The sequence below is a fragment of the Deinococcus radiotolerans genome (genome assembly GCF_014647435.1).
GTDB lineage: Bacteria > Deinococcota > Deinococci > Deinococcales > Deinococcaceae > Deinococcus > Deinococcus radiotolerans.
In genome coordinates this window covers 116,362-130,579 of sequence record NZ_BMPE01000008.1, presented here as the reverse complement: position 1 = coordinate 130,579, position 14,218 = coordinate 116,362, and the positions used below count along the sequence as shown (strand labels likewise).

14 protein-coding genes are annotated in these 14,218 nt (G+C 70.8%); 12 read left to right on the top strand and 2 right to left on the bottom strand.

The window, feature by feature from the left end; genetic code table 11:
- Positions 1-20 precede the first annotated feature (20 nt).
- The 7 genes from IEY63_RS14010 (at position 21) to IEY63_RS13980 (ending at position 10,394) form a co-directional block, all read left to right on the top strand.
- Positions 21-1,373: an SWIM zinc finger family protein gene (locus tag IEY63_RS14010; protein WP_189069619.1), complete on the top strand. Its 1,353-nt coding sequence runs from the start codon at positions 21-23 to the stop codon at positions 1,371-1,373.
- Positions 1,363-2,733: a DUF5691 domain-containing protein gene (locus IEY63_RS14005; protein ID WP_189069618.1), complete on the top strand. Its 1,371-nt coding sequence runs from the start codon at positions 1,363-1,365 to the stop codon at positions 2,731-2,733. The genes IEY63_RS14010 and IEY63_RS14005 overlap by 11 nt, the downstream gene beginning before the upstream one ends.
- The gene (locus IEY63_RS14000; RefSeq protein WP_189069617.1) at positions 2,730-3,821 is read left to right on the top strand and encodes an ATP-binding protein; all 1,092 of its coding nucleotides are present in this window, start codon (positions 2,730-2,732) and stop codon (positions 3,819-3,821) included. The genes IEY63_RS14005 and IEY63_RS14000 overlap by 4 nt, the downstream gene beginning before the upstream one ends.
- Positions 3,822-4,325 (top strand): hypothetical protein, encoded by a 504-nt coding sequence (locus tag IEY63_RS13995; protein WP_189069616.1) that lies wholly within the window; start codon positions 3,822-3,824, stop codon positions 4,323-4,325.
- Positions 4,326-4,372: 47 nt separating this feature from the next.
- Positions 4,373-6,523, top strand: coding sequence for a DUF5682 family protein (locus tag IEY63_RS13990; RefSeq protein WP_229784720.1), 2,151 nt, complete (start codon positions 4,373-4,375; stop codon positions 6,521-6,523).
- Positions 6,513-7,688 (top strand): VWA domain-containing protein, encoded by a 1,176-nt coding sequence (locus tag IEY63_RS13985; protein ID WP_229784719.1) that lies wholly within the window; start codon positions 6,513-6,515, stop codon positions 7,686-7,688. The genes IEY63_RS13990 and IEY63_RS13985 overlap by 11 nt, the downstream gene beginning before the upstream one ends.
- A gap of 270 nt (positions 7,689-7,958) precedes the next feature.
- Complete coding sequence (locus IEY63_RS13980) at positions 7,959-10,394, top strand: EAL domain-containing protein (RefSeq protein ID WP_229784718.1); 2,436 nt, start codon at positions 7,959-7,961, stop codon at positions 10,392-10,394.
- On the opposite strand, the gene IEY63_RS13975 is transcribed toward IEY63_RS13980, so the two are convergent.
- Entirely contained in the window at positions 10,377-11,600 is a 1,224-nt protein-coding gene (locus IEY63_RS13975) for a hypothetical protein (RefSeq protein WP_189069614.1), read from the bottom strand. The two genes, IEY63_RS13980 and IEY63_RS13975, sit on opposite strands and share 18 nt — an antisense overlap.
- 37 nt (positions 11,601-11,637) lie before the next feature.
- Positions 11,638-12,144 (bottom strand): DUF4188 domain-containing protein, encoded by a 507-nt coding sequence (locus IEY63_RS13970; protein ID WP_189069613.1) that lies wholly within the window; start codon positions 12,142-12,144, stop codon positions 11,638-11,640.
- 78 nt (positions 12,145-12,222) lie between these two features.
- Between IEY63_RS13970 and IEY63_RS13965 the strand changes: the two genes are divergently transcribed.
- From IEY63_RS13965 to rpsK, 5 genes are all read left to right on the top strand, one after another.
- Positions 12,223-12,762, top strand: a complete 540-nt coding sequence (locus tag IEY63_RS13965) for a PadR family transcriptional regulator (RefSeq protein WP_189069612.1) — start codon at positions 12,223-12,225, stop codon at positions 12,760-12,762.
- A gap of 131 nt (positions 12,763-12,893) precedes the next feature.
- Positions 12,894-13,136, top strand: coding sequence for a translation initiation factor IF-1 (gene infA, locus IEY63_RS13960; RefSeq protein ID WP_012693978.1), 243 nt, complete (start codon positions 12,894-12,896; stop codon positions 13,134-13,136).
- A 114-nt stretch (positions 13,137-13,250) separates the two neighbouring features.
- Positions 13,251-13,364 carry a 50S ribosomal protein L36 gene (rpmJ, locus tag IEY63_RS13955; RefSeq protein ID WP_012693977.1) on the top strand — a complete coding sequence of 38 codons (114 nt, stop codon included), beginning with the start codon at positions 13,251-13,253 and terminating at the stop codon, positions 13,362-13,364.
- Between the two features lie 2 nt (positions 13,365-13,366).
- The gene (rpsM, locus tag IEY63_RS13950) at positions 13,367-13,747 is read left to right on the top strand and encodes a 30S ribosomal protein S13 (RefSeq protein WP_189069611.1); all 381 of its coding nucleotides are present in this window, start codon (positions 13,367-13,369) and stop codon (positions 13,745-13,747) included.
- 3 nt (positions 13,748-13,750) lie between these two features.
- Positions 13,751-14,146: a 30S ribosomal protein S11 gene (rpsK, locus tag IEY63_RS13945; RefSeq protein WP_046843186.1), complete on the top strand. Its 396-nt coding sequence runs from the start codon at positions 13,751-13,753 to the stop codon at positions 14,144-14,146.
- The last annotated feature ends 72 nt before the right edge of the window (positions 14,147-14,218 follow it).

Sequence of the window (14,218 nt, the reverse complement as noted above, 5' to 3'; positions counted from 1 at the left end):
AACGGCTGTCAGGAGACCCGATGACCGCCACCCCCGACCCCGTCCTGACCCTGGCCCCGGATTCGAGCAGCGCCGCCAGCGCCCGCAAGCTCGCCACGCCTGCCCAGTGGCCCGACCTGCACGCCAAACCCACGCACCTCTGGGGACACTGCCAGGGGAGCGGCCGACAGCCCTACCTGACCGGTGTCGACCTAAGCGGCCCGGACGCCCCAGCCTTCAAGTGCTCCTGCCCCAGCCGCAAGTTCCCCTGCAAGCACGCCCTGGCCCTGCTGCTCCTGCACGAAGCGCACCCGCAGCAGTTCGGCAGCGACCCCGCTCCGGATGCCATCCGGAAGTGGCTGGACGGCCGCGCTGCGAAACACGCCCCGTCCGACTCCAGCCCAGCCGACGCCGACCCGGCAGGGGAGACCTGCAGCGGCCCCGACCCCGCCGCACAGGCCAAACGCCGCGCCGCGCGCGAGAAGAAAGTCAGCCTGGGCCTGGACGCCCTGCAGACCTTCCTGAAAGACCTCGTCCGGGACGGACTGGCGCAGGCCGCCGCGCGACCCTACAGCGACTGGGACACCCAGGCCGCCCGCCTCGTGGACGCCCAGGCGCCCGGCGCCGCCCGCCTGGTCCGGATGATCCCCGAAGTCCTGCCCCACCCGGGCCGGCTGCTGGCCCACCTGGCCCGCCTGTACCTGCTGACCAAGGCGTGGCCCGGCCGCGACACCCTGAGCGCCCCGCAACAGGCCGACCTGCGCGCCGCGCTGGGCTTCCCGCTGGACAAGGCCGCCACCATCGCCGCCGGGGGGACCGACACCCACTGGCTGGTGCTGGGCCACACCATCAGCGACGAGGAACACGTCCGCACCCGCCGCAGCTGGCTGCACGAAAGCGGCACCACCGCGCTCCTGCTGGACTTCGCCGCGCCCGGCTGGCCCCTGCCACCCGCCCTGCCCGCCGGGAAGAGCGTCCGCGCCCGCCTGAGCCCTGCCCCAGGCACGGTCCCCCAGCGGCACGTCCTGGACGGCGAGGCCACCCGCAGCGCCCCCACCCCCCTGCCCGCACCAGTCACCCTGGACGGCCTGCTCGACGCGCACGGCGCCGCCCTGGCCCTGAACCCCTGGCTGGACCGCACCGCGCACCACCTCGGGCCTGTCACGGTCCACCCCCCCACGCGGGACGGCGACCCCTGGCGGGCCGGGGACGCACGCGGCAGCCTCCCGCTGGGCGGCAGCGACACGGCCCGCCTCACCCTGCTGGCCCTGGGCGGCGGACACCCGCAGACCTTCACCGCCGAATGGGACGGCCAGAGTCTCACGCCCCTGTGCGCCGGGCAGGACGGCACCCTGCACCCCCTGGATGAACCGGAGAATGACTATGGGTCCTGACCTCCGGGCCCTGCTGAGCGCCGCGCTGATCGGCACCGAACGCGCCCCCCTGCCCACCCCCGGCCCCGACGCCACCGGACAGGCCGCCGCGCGGGTCACCCGGGACGACCCGGCAGGTACCCTGCTGGCCCGCGCCGCGCTGCTGACCCTCGCCGCGACCGCCGGACGGCAACCCGACCCGCCCGCCCCGGCCCCCACCCCCGCCCCCAGCGATCCGCGTGCGGAAGCCCCGGCCCGCGCCGCGCGGCACCTCCCGCATCTGGGCGGCCCCCTGCTGCACGAGTGGCTGACCCTGTGCCACGCGCACGGCTACCGCGTCCCGGCGCTGTACCTGCCGCGCCTGCTGACCCTCGCCACGCAGGACCGCAGCCTGCGCGTACCCCTCGCCCGCGTGCTGGGCGAACGGGGGCGCTGGCTGGCACACCACGCGGACAGCCCCGCCCTGGCTCACGCTGACGCCCCCGACGAGCCCACCTGGGCCGCCCTGAGCGACACCGACCGCGACACCCTGCACCGCGTGCTGCGAGCCCTCAACCCCGGCGCCGCCCGAGCCCTGCTACGCACGCAGTTCGACACGGAACGCGCTGCCAGCCGCAAACGCCTCCTGAGCGCCGTGCTGGACACCCTGAGTGACGACGACCACACCCTGGAACCCCTGCTGGAGGGCGCGCTGGACGACCGCAGCCCCGACGTGCAGACCCTCGCCCGGCAGACCCTCCAGCGCCTCCCGCGCAGCGCCCTGAACGCCCGACTGGCCGCCGCGCTCCACGACCCCGACACGCCACCCAGCCCCCGCGACGGCCTGAGCGGCGGCCCCCAGGCCCGACTCAGCCACGTCCTGCGGCACGCCCACCCGGACGCGCTGCTGCACGCCACTCCCGGCGGCCCCCACGCCCTGATCACCCTGGCCCGCGACCACCACCTGCTCGACGACCTCATCGCGGGCACCCTCACGCACCGGCACCAGCCGCTTGCCCAGGCGCTTCTCGCGCACGCGTCCACCCCGGCCCTGCGCGCCCTCGCCGACCCGGCCCGCACCCTCCAGAGCGGCCTGCACGACCGCGACCCCGACCTCATCCTCGCCGCCCTGGCGCACCACCCCACCCCCTGGACCCCTGAGGACAGCCACGCCATTCTCGCCCTCCTCCAGGACACCCTCCGGCACACCGACCACCCCTCCCAGTGGCCGCAACGCTGGCGCACCCTGCACGACCACACGCATCACCTCCACCCCGACACCACGCCCCCCCCACCCCTGCCACCCGACGCACCCAACCACGCCCAGAGCGTCTGGCACGACCTGATGGGCACCCTCGACACCCGCAGGCAGATCCGGCACGACTTCAAGGAGCACCCATGACCACCCCTGACGCCACCGTCCTGCGCCAGCACGCCGAGCAGCAGTACGCGCACGAACTCGCCGCCCTCGCCGCGCATGACACCCGCCCCCGCCCGCCCCGCTGGAACCTCAGCCCGCACGCCGTCCTCACGTACCTGCTCGGCGACACCCTGCCCGACGGGACCGAGATCACCGCCAAGTACGTTGGGGACCGCCGCCTCATGGAGATCGCCGTCGCCACGCTCGCCACCGACCGCGCCCTCCTCCTGCTGGGCGTGCCCGGCACCGCCAAGAGCTGGGTCAGCGAACACCTCGCCGCGGCCATCAGCGGCGACAGCACCCTGCTGATCCAGGGCACCGCGGGCACCGCCGAGGACACCCTCCGCTACGGCTGGAACTACGCCCGCCTCCTCGCCGAAGGCCCCAGCCCCGCCGCGCTCGTCCAGAGCCCCATCCTCCGCGCCATGCAGGGCGGAAAGATCGCCCGCCTGGAAGAACTCACCCGCGTGCAGAGCGACGTGCAGGACACCCTCATCACCATCCTGTCCGAAAAGACCCTCCCCGTTCCCGAACTGAACACCGAAATCCAGGCCGTGCACGGCTTCAACCTCATCGCCACCGCCAACACCCGCGACCGCGGCGTCAACGACCTCTCCAGCGCCCTCAAACGCCGCTTCAACACCGTCATCCTCCCCGTCCCCGACACCCTCGACGACGAAGTCCGCATCGTCACCGCCCGCGCCCAGGCCCTCAGCGCCGCCCTCCAGATCCCCGCACAGCCCCCCGCCCTCGACGAAGTCCGGCGGATCGTCACCGTCTTCCGCGAACTCCGCTCCGGCACCACCGAAGACGGCAAAACCCGCCTCAAAAGCCCCAGCGGCAGCCTCAGCACCGCCGAAGCCATCAGCGTCGTCAGCCAGAGCCTGTCCCTCGCCGCGCACTTCGGCACCGGCACCCTCACCCCCCACGACATCGCCGCCAGCCTCATCGGCGCGATCATCAAAGACCCCACCCAGGACGCCCTCATCTGGCGCGAATACCTCGAAACCGTCACGAAAAAACGCGACGACTGGAAAGACTTCTACAAAGCCTGCCGGGCGGTGAGCTGAATGACAGATTTACCGATTGATCCGCAGTTGCCCATTTTGGATGAGATAGAAATCGATACTTCAAGCAACAAGCGGACGGCCCGTACGGCTACCCGACTGATCATGCGTGAGCTGAAAAATTGTTATGAGCCGAGTAATGAGGAGCGCTCGGCCATTTGCGTTGCTTTTGCCCGCAAGGGTAAGCCGGTCTATGGCAAGGCGTTCGACTTGTTTCAGATGACTGCGCAGCATCCTAGATCTGCTGCCGGAATTGAACTGGCTATTCAGCATGGTGAACTCAGGCTCCTTGAGGTCAAATCAACGGGTAGAGCAAGGATTGATGAGGAATTCTCGGGATATTTCTTCTCCCTGTCCACCGCTGAACTCCTGGTGGCCCAAGCTCTTGGAGACCTGTATCAATTTGCCTTTTACAACACCACGACCAAAACACTGAGAATGCATCCGTTGAACGAGATTTACAAAAAGGCGAAGGGCGTTTATCCGACTTGGAGCATCCGGTTTTGATCTCCATTTTCCCCATCCGTCATCACGGACCAGGTTCGGCTCGGTCTTTGGAACTGGCGCTTCAGGAGCTTCAGCCGGACATCGTGTTGGTGGAGGGGCCGTCGGATGCGGAGGTGGTGCTGCCGTTTGTGGCGGATGGGGCGTTGAAACCGCCGGTGGCGCTGCTGGGGTACGTGAACGATGATCCGTCCCGCGCGGCGTTCTGGCCGTTCGCGGTGTTCAGTCCAGAGTTCGTGGCGTTGCGCTGGGCGGCGCGGGCGGGGGCTGTGGCGCGGTTCGTGGATCTTCCGGCGGGCGTGGTGCTGGCCGGGGAGCGGGACGGGCCGGAGGATGAGTTGCGGGATGATCCGCTGGGGGTGCTGGCGCAGACGGCGGGCTTCTCGGATTTCGAGCGGTGGTGGGAGTCGCTGGTGGAGGCCCGCGGCGATGATTTCGATGTGTTCGCGGCGGTGAATGAGGCGATGCGGGCGGTGCGGGCGGACGCGCTGGCGCCGGTGGGTCGGGAGGCACAGCGGGAGGCGTTCATGCGGCAGGGCATCCGCGCGGCGCTCAAGGAGGGGTTCAATCGGGTGGCGGTGGTGTGTGGGGCATGGCACGCGCCCGCGCTGGACGTCTCATTGTTTCCGGTGAAGGCGGACGCGGCGCTGCTCAGGGGCTTGCCGAAGGCGAAGGTGACGCTGACGTGGGTGCCGTGGACGCATGGTCGCCTGAGCGTGGCGAGCGGGTACGGGGCGGGCGTGCGCTCGCCGGGGTACTACGAGCACCTGTTCACGTCGCGCGGCGCAGTCGCGGAACGGTGGTTCGCGCGGGTGGCGCGGCTGCTGCGCGCGGAGCGGCTGGAGGCGAGCAGCGCGTCGGTGATTGAGGCGACGCGGCTGGCGAACGCGCTGGCGGCGCTGCGGGGGCGGGCGCTGCCGGGCCTGGAGGAGCTGAACGAAGCGGCGCTGAGCGTGTTCGGCTGGGACGGGGACCTGCCCCTGCGGCTGATTGAGGAGCGGCTGGTGGTGGGGGAGGCGCTGGGCGCGGTGCCGGACGGGGTGCCGACGGTGCCGCTGGCGCGGGACGTGGCGCGGCAGCAGAAGAGCCTCCGGTTGAAGGTGCTGCCGGAGAAGCTGGACCTGGATCTGGACCTGCGTTCGGACAATGATCTGGCGCGCAGCGTGCTGTTTCACCGCCTGAACCTGCTGGGCGTGCCGTGGGCGAAGCCCCGTGGGTCGGGTGGGCTGGGGACGTTCCGTGAGGGGTGGCAGCTGCGCTGGCGGCCGGAGTTCAGCGTGCGGCTGGTGGAGGCGAGTCGGCTGGGGCAGACGGTGCGGGACGCGGCGACGGCGTCCGCGCTGGAGGCCGCGCGGGGCGCGGGGACGCTGGCAGAGCTGACGGCGCTGCTGGAGGTGCTGCGCCTCGCGGACCTGCCCGGCGCCCTGCCAGTGACGCTGGCGGCGCTGGATGAGCGGTCGGCGCTGGGCGCGGACGTGCCGGACGTGCTGCGGGCGCTGCCGCCCCTGGCGCGACTGGCGCGCTACGGGGACGTGCGTGGGCGCGGTCCGGCCGCCGCCCGTCCGGGTGGGGGAGAGGTGGCGCCGCTGGAGACGTTCCGGGCGCTGCTGACCCGCGCGGCGGTGGGGCTGCCGCTGGCCGGGGTAGGTCTGGGGGACGAGGCGGCGTCGGACCTGCGGGACGCGGTGCGGGGCGCGGACGCGGCCGTGCGCCTGCTGGACGATCCGGAGGTCACTGGCGAGTGGCGCGCGGCCCTGCGCCGGGCCGCGGACCGGGAGGACGCGCATCCGCTCCTGCTGGGGGACGCGCTGCGCCGCCTGCGCGATGCGGGCGTGCTGGACACCGGTCAGGTGGAGGCGCGGCTGGGGCTGGCGCTGAGTGACCCGTCGCCGCTGGCGGTCACGGCGTGGCTGGACGGCTTCCTGGGGGATACTGGGGCGCTGCTGGTGCACGACGCGGGCCTGCTGGCGCTGGTGGATGGCTGGCTGTCGGCCCTGGACGCCGAGGTGTTCCAGAACGTGCTGCCGCTCCTGCGCCGGGTCTTTGCGCGCTTTGAGGCGCCCGAGCGCCGCGCGATTGGCGAGGCGGTGCGTGGGGGCACGCCCGCGTCGCGCCTCACGCCGGTCGCGGTGGATGACACCCGGGCGGCGCGGGTCATCCCGGTCGTGCTGAGCCTGCTGGGGGTGGGTCATGATGGATGAACGTAAGCGCCGCTGGCGGCTGGTGCTGGGTGGCGGGGACGCCGACGGGCTGGCCGCGCAGGAGGGGACCGAGGTGCCCCTCACGCTGGAGGACCGCCGGATGGACGCCGCACTTGCTGGGCTGTACGACCCGCCGGACGGTGAGCGTCGGGGCGGGCTGGGGGGGAGTGCGCCGCGCGTGGCGCGCTGGCTGGCGGACCTGCGGGAATTCTTCCCGACCGACGTGGTCCGGGTGATGCAGGCGGACGCCATCGAGCGGCTGAATCTGCGTCAGCTGCTGTTCGAGCCGGAGCTGCTGGACGGCGTGGAGCCGGACGTGCACCTCGTGGCGACGCTGGTGTCCCTGAAGGGCGTGATGCCGCCGTCGGCGCGGGACGCGGCCCGCTCGGTGGTGCGGCGCGTGGTGGAGGACCTGACGCGCCGCCTGGAGGAACCGACCCGCGCGGCCGTCACCGGGAGCCTCAGCCGCGCGCAGCGCACGCGCCGCCCGAAGGCCGCCGAGATCGACTGGCCCGGCACGATCCGCGCGAACCTGCGCACGTACCGCCCGGAACTGGGCACCCTCGTCCCCGAGCGGCTGGTCGGGCACGGGCGGCGGCGGCGCAGCCTGCGGGACGTGGTGCTGTGCGTGGACCAGTCGGGCAGCATGGCGGGCAGCGTGGTGTACGCCGGGGTGTTCGGCGCGGTCCTGGCGAGCCTCCCGGCGCTAAGCACGCGCGTGGTGGCGTTCGACACGGCGGTCGCGGACCTGACCGAACACCTCAGCGACCCGGTGGAGCTGCTGTACGGCCTGCAACTGGGCGGCGGCACCGACATCAACCGGGCGCTGGCGTACTGCCAGGGCGTGATCGAACGCCCGGAGCAGACGGTCCTCGTGCTCCTCAGTGACCTGTTCGAGGGCGGCAACGAACGCGAGATGCTCGCCCGTGCCCACGCGCTGCGCGAGAGTGGCGTGCTGATCGTGGCGCTGCTGGCGCTCTCGGATGATGGGGCGCCCAGCTTCGATCACGGCGTGGCACGCGCCCTTGCCAGCCTGGACATCCCAGCGTTCGCGTGCACGCCCACGCACTTCCCGGGCCTGCTGGCCGCCGCGCTGCGCGGGGACGACCTGGGCGCCTGGGCGGGCGATCAGGGCCTTGTGGTCCGCGGAGACGCCGTAGGGTGACCGCAGGACACCGGATGGCGGCAAGGTGCACCCAACCCGCCTCCAGGCACCCTGAGTGCGGCGTTCCTGAGGGCCTACCGCGCCGCGTTGGGCATTCAGGTGGGTGTGCCGTCCACGGCAGCGCTGATCGGGCTGAGGGCCGCCGCGATGGGTTTCAGTGCTGTGGCCCAATTCCGTCCGGTTAAGGTTTGACCTGCGGGGGGTGTTCAGAAGACTGTCAGCGGCACGTGACTATCTTGACGGGCACATCCTTCAGGAGGACCCGGACCTGTGACTCACACCCCCGCCCACGCTCTGCCTCATCCCGCCGCCCGCTCGTGGCTGGACGTGGACCGCCTGAATGACGAGGCGGACGCGGTGCTCATGACGTCCATGCAGCGCTCGCAGGATCTGGCGTCCGGGGCGCTGGATCTGGCGCGGCAGCTGGGCTACGAGGCTGGTGAGGCGCGGGCGCGGATGCTGTGCGGGTACGGGCATTTCTTCCTCGCGGAGTACCCGGAGGCGCTGGCCCTGTTCGAGGCGAGCGAGGCGCAGGCGGCGCGGATCGGTGCATCTGCCACGCAGACGCGCGCGATCAACGGTCAGGCCATCACGTTCGTGAAGCAGGGGCAGTACGGCGCGGCCATGGACCGCCACCTGCGCTGCCTACAACTGGGGCAGGCGACCGGGGACCGGCTGTCGCAGGCGCGCTCTCTGAACAACATTGGCAACCTGTACCTGGACCTGCAGGAGTTCGATACGGCCCTCTCGTACCATCAGGACGCCTTGGATCTGGCGCGCGAGACCGGGCATGACCTGATTCTGTCGAGTGCGTCCATTAACGCGGCGCTGGATTCGCATTACCTGGGCCGGTTCGAGGAAGCCCTGAGCCTGAACCGGGAGACGCTGGCGCGCGCGCAGGCGCACGGATACCGGCAGCATGAGTTCCTGCTGCGCGCGAACATGGCCGCGAACCTGCTCGACCTGAACCGGGTGGCTGAGGCGCTGGTCGAGGCGGAGTGCGCGGTGCGCGGCTCTGAGGAACTCGGGGACCGCGAGAATCTCTGCGACGCGCTGGTGCTGCTGGGGCGCGCGCAGCTGGCCCTGGACGCCGCCCCGGCCCGCGCGACCCTGGAACGGGCGGCGGCGCTGGCGGATGAACTGGCCGTGAATTTCCGGCAGATTCAGGCGCATGAGGCGCTCTCGGGTCTGCTGGAGGCGGGCGGGGACGCGCCGGGCGCGCTGCGGCACGCGCGGCTGGCCGCGGACCTGGAGCGGCAGGCGCTGACCGAGGTGTTGCAGCGCCGGACGCAGGTGACGGCCACGCAGATGAAGCTGGAGCAGCTGGCGCACCGTGCCGAGCAGGAGCGGCTGCGCAGCGCCGAGCTGACCAGCGCGAACGCCGCGCTTCAGGAGGTGCAGGGGCAGCTGGCACATCAGGCGCGGCACGACGCGCTGACCGGACTCGTGAACCGCGCGGCGTTCGAGGTAGAACTGCAGCGTGCCGTGACGACCACCGCGTCCCTGGGCGTGCTGTTCATCGACCTGGATCACTTCAAGCAGGTGAATGACACCATGGGACATGACATGGGTGATCAGCTGCTCGTGCAGGTCGCGGATCGTCTGCGCCGCACGGTGCGCGAGGGGGACCTGGTGGCCCGGCAGGGTGGGGATGAGTTCACGGTGCTGCTGCGCGGCGTGCGCTCGCATGAGGAGGCGGAGCTGGCCGCGCAGCGCCTGCTGCACGCGCTGACGGCGCCCGTCCTGCTGGGCGGGCGGGAGTGGACGGTCACGGCGTCCATCGGGGTGACCGTGGCGCCCCTGGACGGTCAGGACGTCCGGACGTTACAGAAGAACGCGGACCTGGCGATGTACCACGCGAAGCAGGACCGGCACGCGGTGCGCCGCTTCCACGCGAACCTCAGTGATTCCGCGCTGGAACGCATGGAACTGGAGCAGGCGCTGCGGGTGGCGCTGGACCGCGAGGAGTTCTGCCTGCACTACCAGCCGATCGTGGATACCGCGACGGGCGAGGTGCGGGCGCTGGAGGCGCTGGTGCGCTGGCAGCACCCGGAGCTAGGTCTGGTCCCGCCGGGCCGCTTCATTCCGCTGGTGGAAAGCACGGACCTGATCGTGCCGCTGGGAGAGTGGGTGCTGCGCGAGGCGGCGCGGCAGCTGGCCACGTGGCGCCAGGCACGGCCGGCGCTGCGGGTGTCGGTGAACGTGGCGCCGCGGCAGCTGGCGCAGCCTGAATTCGCGGGCGTGGTCCGGGCGGTGTTGGATGAATTTCAGCTGGATCCGCAGGCGCTGATGCTGGAGGTCACGGAGGGCGCGGTGTTCGGCGGGCCGGGCGGCGATGATCACACGGCGCGGGTGGCGTCGCTGGGCCTGCCGCTGGCGCTGGATGATTTCGGGACGGGGTACTCCAGTATCAGTCGCCTGCACCGCCTGCCTGCGCAGTGGCTCAAGATTGACCGCTCGCTGATTCAGGATCAGGACGCTCCGCCACCTGCGCGCTCGTCCCGGCCGATTGTGCGCGCCCTGATCACCTTCGCGCACGAGGCGGGCGTGCAGGTGGTCGCCGAGGGCGTTGAGCGGCCCGAGCAGTGGCGGGACCTGCGTGAGTGGGGCTGCGACCTGATCCAGGGGTATTACGTGTCGCGGCCCTGTGCGCCCGCGGACCTGACCTGGGGCCCGTGGCCGGTGCCGTCAGGGCAGCTGGGCTGACCAGCCGTCCCCGCTGATCTGCACGGCCGCCGCTGGCAGGTCCACGGTGAGGGTGGGCGTGCGCACCTGCCAGCGGCCCGCGTGCAGCGTGGGCATGGGCAGGCCACGGAGCGTCAGGGCGTCCACGTGAAGTGGCGTGGGACCGCGCACCAGTGCCGCGTGGTTCAGGGTTTCTACCGTCATGTCGGGTGCTCGCAGTTGAAGGTGCCGGGTGTGCAGGAGCGCCCCGCCGGGCAGGACGTGCAGATTCATGGGGTCGAAGCCGGTCAGTGTCAGGCCTCCCGCGCGGCTCAGGTGCAGGGCGGGGCCGGGCTGCGCGTGGAAGGCACTCAGCCGCGCCTGAAGCTCCGCGTCGTGGGCGTCGGCTGCGGCGTGAGCGGCGTTCCGCAGGTGTTCGTGTGCCGGGGCGGGCAGGGGAGGCCCAAGGTGGCGTTCCAGCAGGTCGGCCAGCGCGTGTCCTGCCCGCATCTCGCTGTGCCAGGGCGCGTCCGTGCGCGTCAGCAGGGAAGCCAGCGCCGCGCCGCTGTGATAGGCCCATGCCCGCAGACCCATCCGGGTGGCGGCGACCGGGTCAAGGCGAGGACGCTCGTCCAGGAAGCGGGTCTCCACGAACTGGGCCAGACCTTCTGTGGTTTCCATGCGGGTTTCACAGTGCTGATGTGGGCCGCTCAGCTGCGCGTGCCGCTGGGCGCGCCAGTGTAGCGCGCGCCGCGCGGAGGTCACCCAGTCTGCCTGGTGCAGGGCGCGGCGCAGGTGGTGCGTTTCCTCCGCGCGGGCGTGCCGGACGGCCGCCCCCGTGGGGTAGGTCAGGGCGGCCAGCTCGTCCGTCTCCCAGGCCACAGACGGCGTGGCCTGCTGGTACACGTGAAAAGCCTCGTGGGTCAGCGTGGCGGCCAGCACCCGGGCGGCGGGCGCAGGAGCTGTGGGGAGGGACAGGTCGGGCAGCAGCACGCCTGCGGCGCGGAGCCCACTGGGCAGGGTCACAGCGGTGTGCGCGTTGAGCGCGGGATGGCGTCCCGGCCACACCGACGCGCCTGCGGTCTGGGTCCAGCCGGGTTCCGCTGGCCCGTCCGGCGCGTGGTGCAGCCAGGTGCGCGTGCCGTCGAAGGTCAGCAGGGGCGTGCGCTGAGGCGCAAAGTCGGGCCACAGCGCAGGGGCCTGCGCGATCAGGGTCAGTGCGCTGGACAGCACGGCGGGAGGCTGCATGCGGCCAGCCTGACACGGCCCTCCCGGTCAGGTGGGCTCAGGTGCGTACCTCGCTGGGCTGGGCGTTCAGGCGACCCTGGGCGCTCTGGCGCCGTCCGGTGGCGGGCACCAGGGTACCGGCGCGCCCCAGGCCGAATGGAGGCATGTCCACGTACACGGTTTCGTAGGCGCCGGGCTGAATCAGGTACGTCTCGTGCCAGATGCCGACGGCGCCCGGGTGCCGCCGGGCCGCCTGGTTGAAGGCGCGCCACGCGGGCAGGTGGGCGTGGTCACGCGCGTGGGCGTAGGCGTGCAGGTGCTCGGCGCTGCGCCAGTACTGGATCAGGGTGGTGCCGTGGGTCTGGCCGCCCAGCAGGCCCAGTTCGGGCTGCGCGTGCAGTTCACGCAGCATGCGCGGCATGGCGCGGAAGACCGGGAGCCACGCGGGGAGGTTCCAGGGCTGGTTCACGCGGGCGCCGATCAGGAAGACGGCGAAGGGACCGTCCAGTTCAGCGGTGAGGCGGGGGGGCAGGGGCTGTGGAGCGGTCGTGGCGCTGCGGGTCATGCGTCCTCCTGAACAACCATGACCATCCAAATCGAATGGTCTATTCTGGATGGTCTAACCTGATGGTACGCTGTGGGGATGTCGGACGCAACCCTAGGCCCCTCGGCGTTCATCGTGCTGGGCTTCCTGAACCACACCGGACCCGCCACCGCCTACGATCTCAAGCGCTGGGTGGATGAATCGGTGGGGTACTTCTGGTCCTTCCCACGGTCACAGCTGTACGCCGAACCCCAGCGGCTCGTCACGCTGGGGCTGCTGAACGAGACGCAGGAAGACCGGGGCCGGCGCCGCCGCCTGTTCAGCATCACGGACGCGGGCCGGGCCGCCCTGGACGACTGGCGGCGCAGCCCGGCTGGCCTGCCGGAACTGCGGGACCCGGGTCTGCTGCGGATGTTCTTCACACCGCCGGACGACCGGGCGGCCTTGCGGGTCCTGGCCACAGACCAAGTGCGTCAGCATCAGGAACGGCTGGCCACGTATCACGCCATGATGCACGCCGATCCCTGCGCGGTGCCCGATCAGCCCCCGTTCTCGCGCACGCTGCGCATGGGCGAACTGTACGAGCAGGCCTGCCTGACCTTCTGGCAGGAGGTCCTGGAGCAGCAGCGTCCGGAATAAACGAACGCACGGGCGGACCAGACCAGCCCTGTCACCACACCGCGCCCACCAGTCTTGCCGTTCCGGGAAGGGTCATGATACCTTTACGTTTGGCTTGTATCAGGCCTGGAGGTTGCGTGGCGAGACGAAAGATGCCGGAACAGCGGGAAAAGCGTAAGAAGGAAGAGTCCGATACCGTGCGGGCCGAGGGCGTGGTCGAAGAGGCGCTGCCGAACACCACGTTCCGCGTGAAGCTTGACACCGGGCACGACATCCTGGCTTACATCAGTGGCAAGATGCGCATTCACTACATCCGCATCCTGCCCGGGGACCGTGTGGTTCTGGAAATCAGTCCCTACGACACGACGCGCGGTCGCATCGTCTACCGCAAGTAGAGCCGGGCCGAAGTACCCAACAGATTCCCCACCCAAGAGTGGGAGGGGGGTCGAGCGCTGCCAGTCACGCACCCAGGATGGGGTGAGCGGGCGCGGCGGCGCGAGGAGGAAGCAATGAAAGTTCGTAGCAGTGTCAAAAAGATGTGCGACAACTGCAAAGTGATCCGCCGCCACGGGCGCGTGCTGGTCATTTGCTCCAACGTCAAGCACAAGCAGAGGCAGGGTTAAGCATGGCGCGTATTGCTGGCGTTGACCTGCCCCGCGAAAAGCGCGTCGAAATCGCGCTCACCTACATCTACGGCATCGGCCTGACCCGCAGCAAGGAAGTTCTGGAACGCACCGGCATCAACCCGGACACCCGCGTCAAGAACCTCAGCGAAGGCGATCAGAGCACCCTGCGTGAAGCCATCGAGAAGACCTACAAGGTCGAAGGTGACCTCCGCAGCGAAGTCGGCCAGAACATCAAGCGCCTGATGGACATCGGCGCCTACCGCGGCCTGCGTCACCGCCGCGGTCTGCCCGTGCGCGGCCAGCGCACCAAGACGAACGCGCGCACCCGCAAGGGACCCCGCAAGACCGTCGCCGGCAAGAAAAAGGCCACGAGGAAGTAAGCCATGGCGAAGAGCACCAAAGGCAAGACCCCGCGCCGCGCCCGGCGCAACATCAGCGCTGGCCGCGCGTACGTGCACGCCAGCTACAACAACACCATCGTCACCATCACCGACCTCGACGGCAACAGCGTTGCCTGGAGCAGCGGCGGGACGATCGGGTACAAGGGCAGCAAGAAGGGCACCCCCTACGCCGCCCAGCTGGCCGCCGCTGACGCCGTCAAGAAGGCCCAGCAGACCTTCGGCATGAACATTGTCGACGTGATCGTGCGCGGCTCCGGCTCCGGCCGCGAGCAGGCCATCCGCGCCATCCAGGCGTCGGGCATCGAAGTGAAGTCCATCATGGACGACACCCCCGTGCCGCACAACGGCTGCCGCCCCAAGAAGAAGTTCCGCGCCTAAAGCGCACGCGCGCGCCCACCTGCCCCGCCTCCACCGCTCACCTCATGGTGACGTAAGCCTCACCACAGGCAA

Coding starts and splice junctions, on each gene's coding strand:
- rpsM (WP_189069611.1), top strand. CDS start 13,367: ATGGCGCGTATTGCTGGCGTTGACCTGCCCCGCGAAAAGCGCGTCGAA.
- IEY63_RS13985 (WP_229784719.1), top strand. CDS start 6,513: ATGATGGATGAACGTAAGCGCCGCTGGCGGCTGGTGCTGGGTGGCGGG.
- IEY63_RS13975 (WP_189069614.1), bottom strand. CDS start 11,600: ATGCAGCCTCCCGCCGTGCTGTCCAGCGCACTGACCCTGATCGCGCAG.
- IEY63_RS13965 (WP_189069612.1), top strand. CDS start 12,223: ATGTCGGACGCAACCCTAGGCCCCTCGGCGTTCATCGTGCTGGGCTTC.
- IEY63_RS14005 (WP_189069618.1), top strand. CDS start 1,363: ATGGGTCCTGACCTCCGGGCCCTGCTGAGCGCCGCGCTGATCGGCACC.
- IEY63_RS13970 (WP_189069613.1), bottom strand. CDS start 12,144: ATGACCCGCAGCGCCACGACCGCTCCACAGCCCCTGCCCCCCCGCCTC.
- IEY63_RS14010 (WP_189069619.1), top strand. CDS start 21: ATGACCGCCACCCCCGACCCCGTCCTGACCCTGGCCCCGGATTCGAGC.
- IEY63_RS13995 (WP_189069616.1), top strand. CDS start 3,822: ATGACAGATTTACCGATTGATCCGCAGTTGCCCATTTTGGATGAGATA.
- IEY63_RS14000 (WP_189069617.1), top strand. CDS start 2,730: ATGACCACCCCTGACGCCACCGTCCTGCGCCAGCACGCCGAGCAGCAG.
- infA (WP_012693978.1), top strand. CDS start 12,894: ATGCCGGAACAGCGGGAAAAGCGTAAGAAGGAAGAGTCCGATACCGTG.
- rpsK (WP_046843186.1), top strand. CDS start 13,751: ATGGCGAAGAGCACCAAAGGCAAGACCCCGCGCCGCGCCCGGCGCAAC.
- rpmJ (WP_012693977.1), top strand. CDS start 13,251: ATGAAAGTTCGTAGCAGTGTCAAAAAGATGTGCGACAACTGCAAAGTG.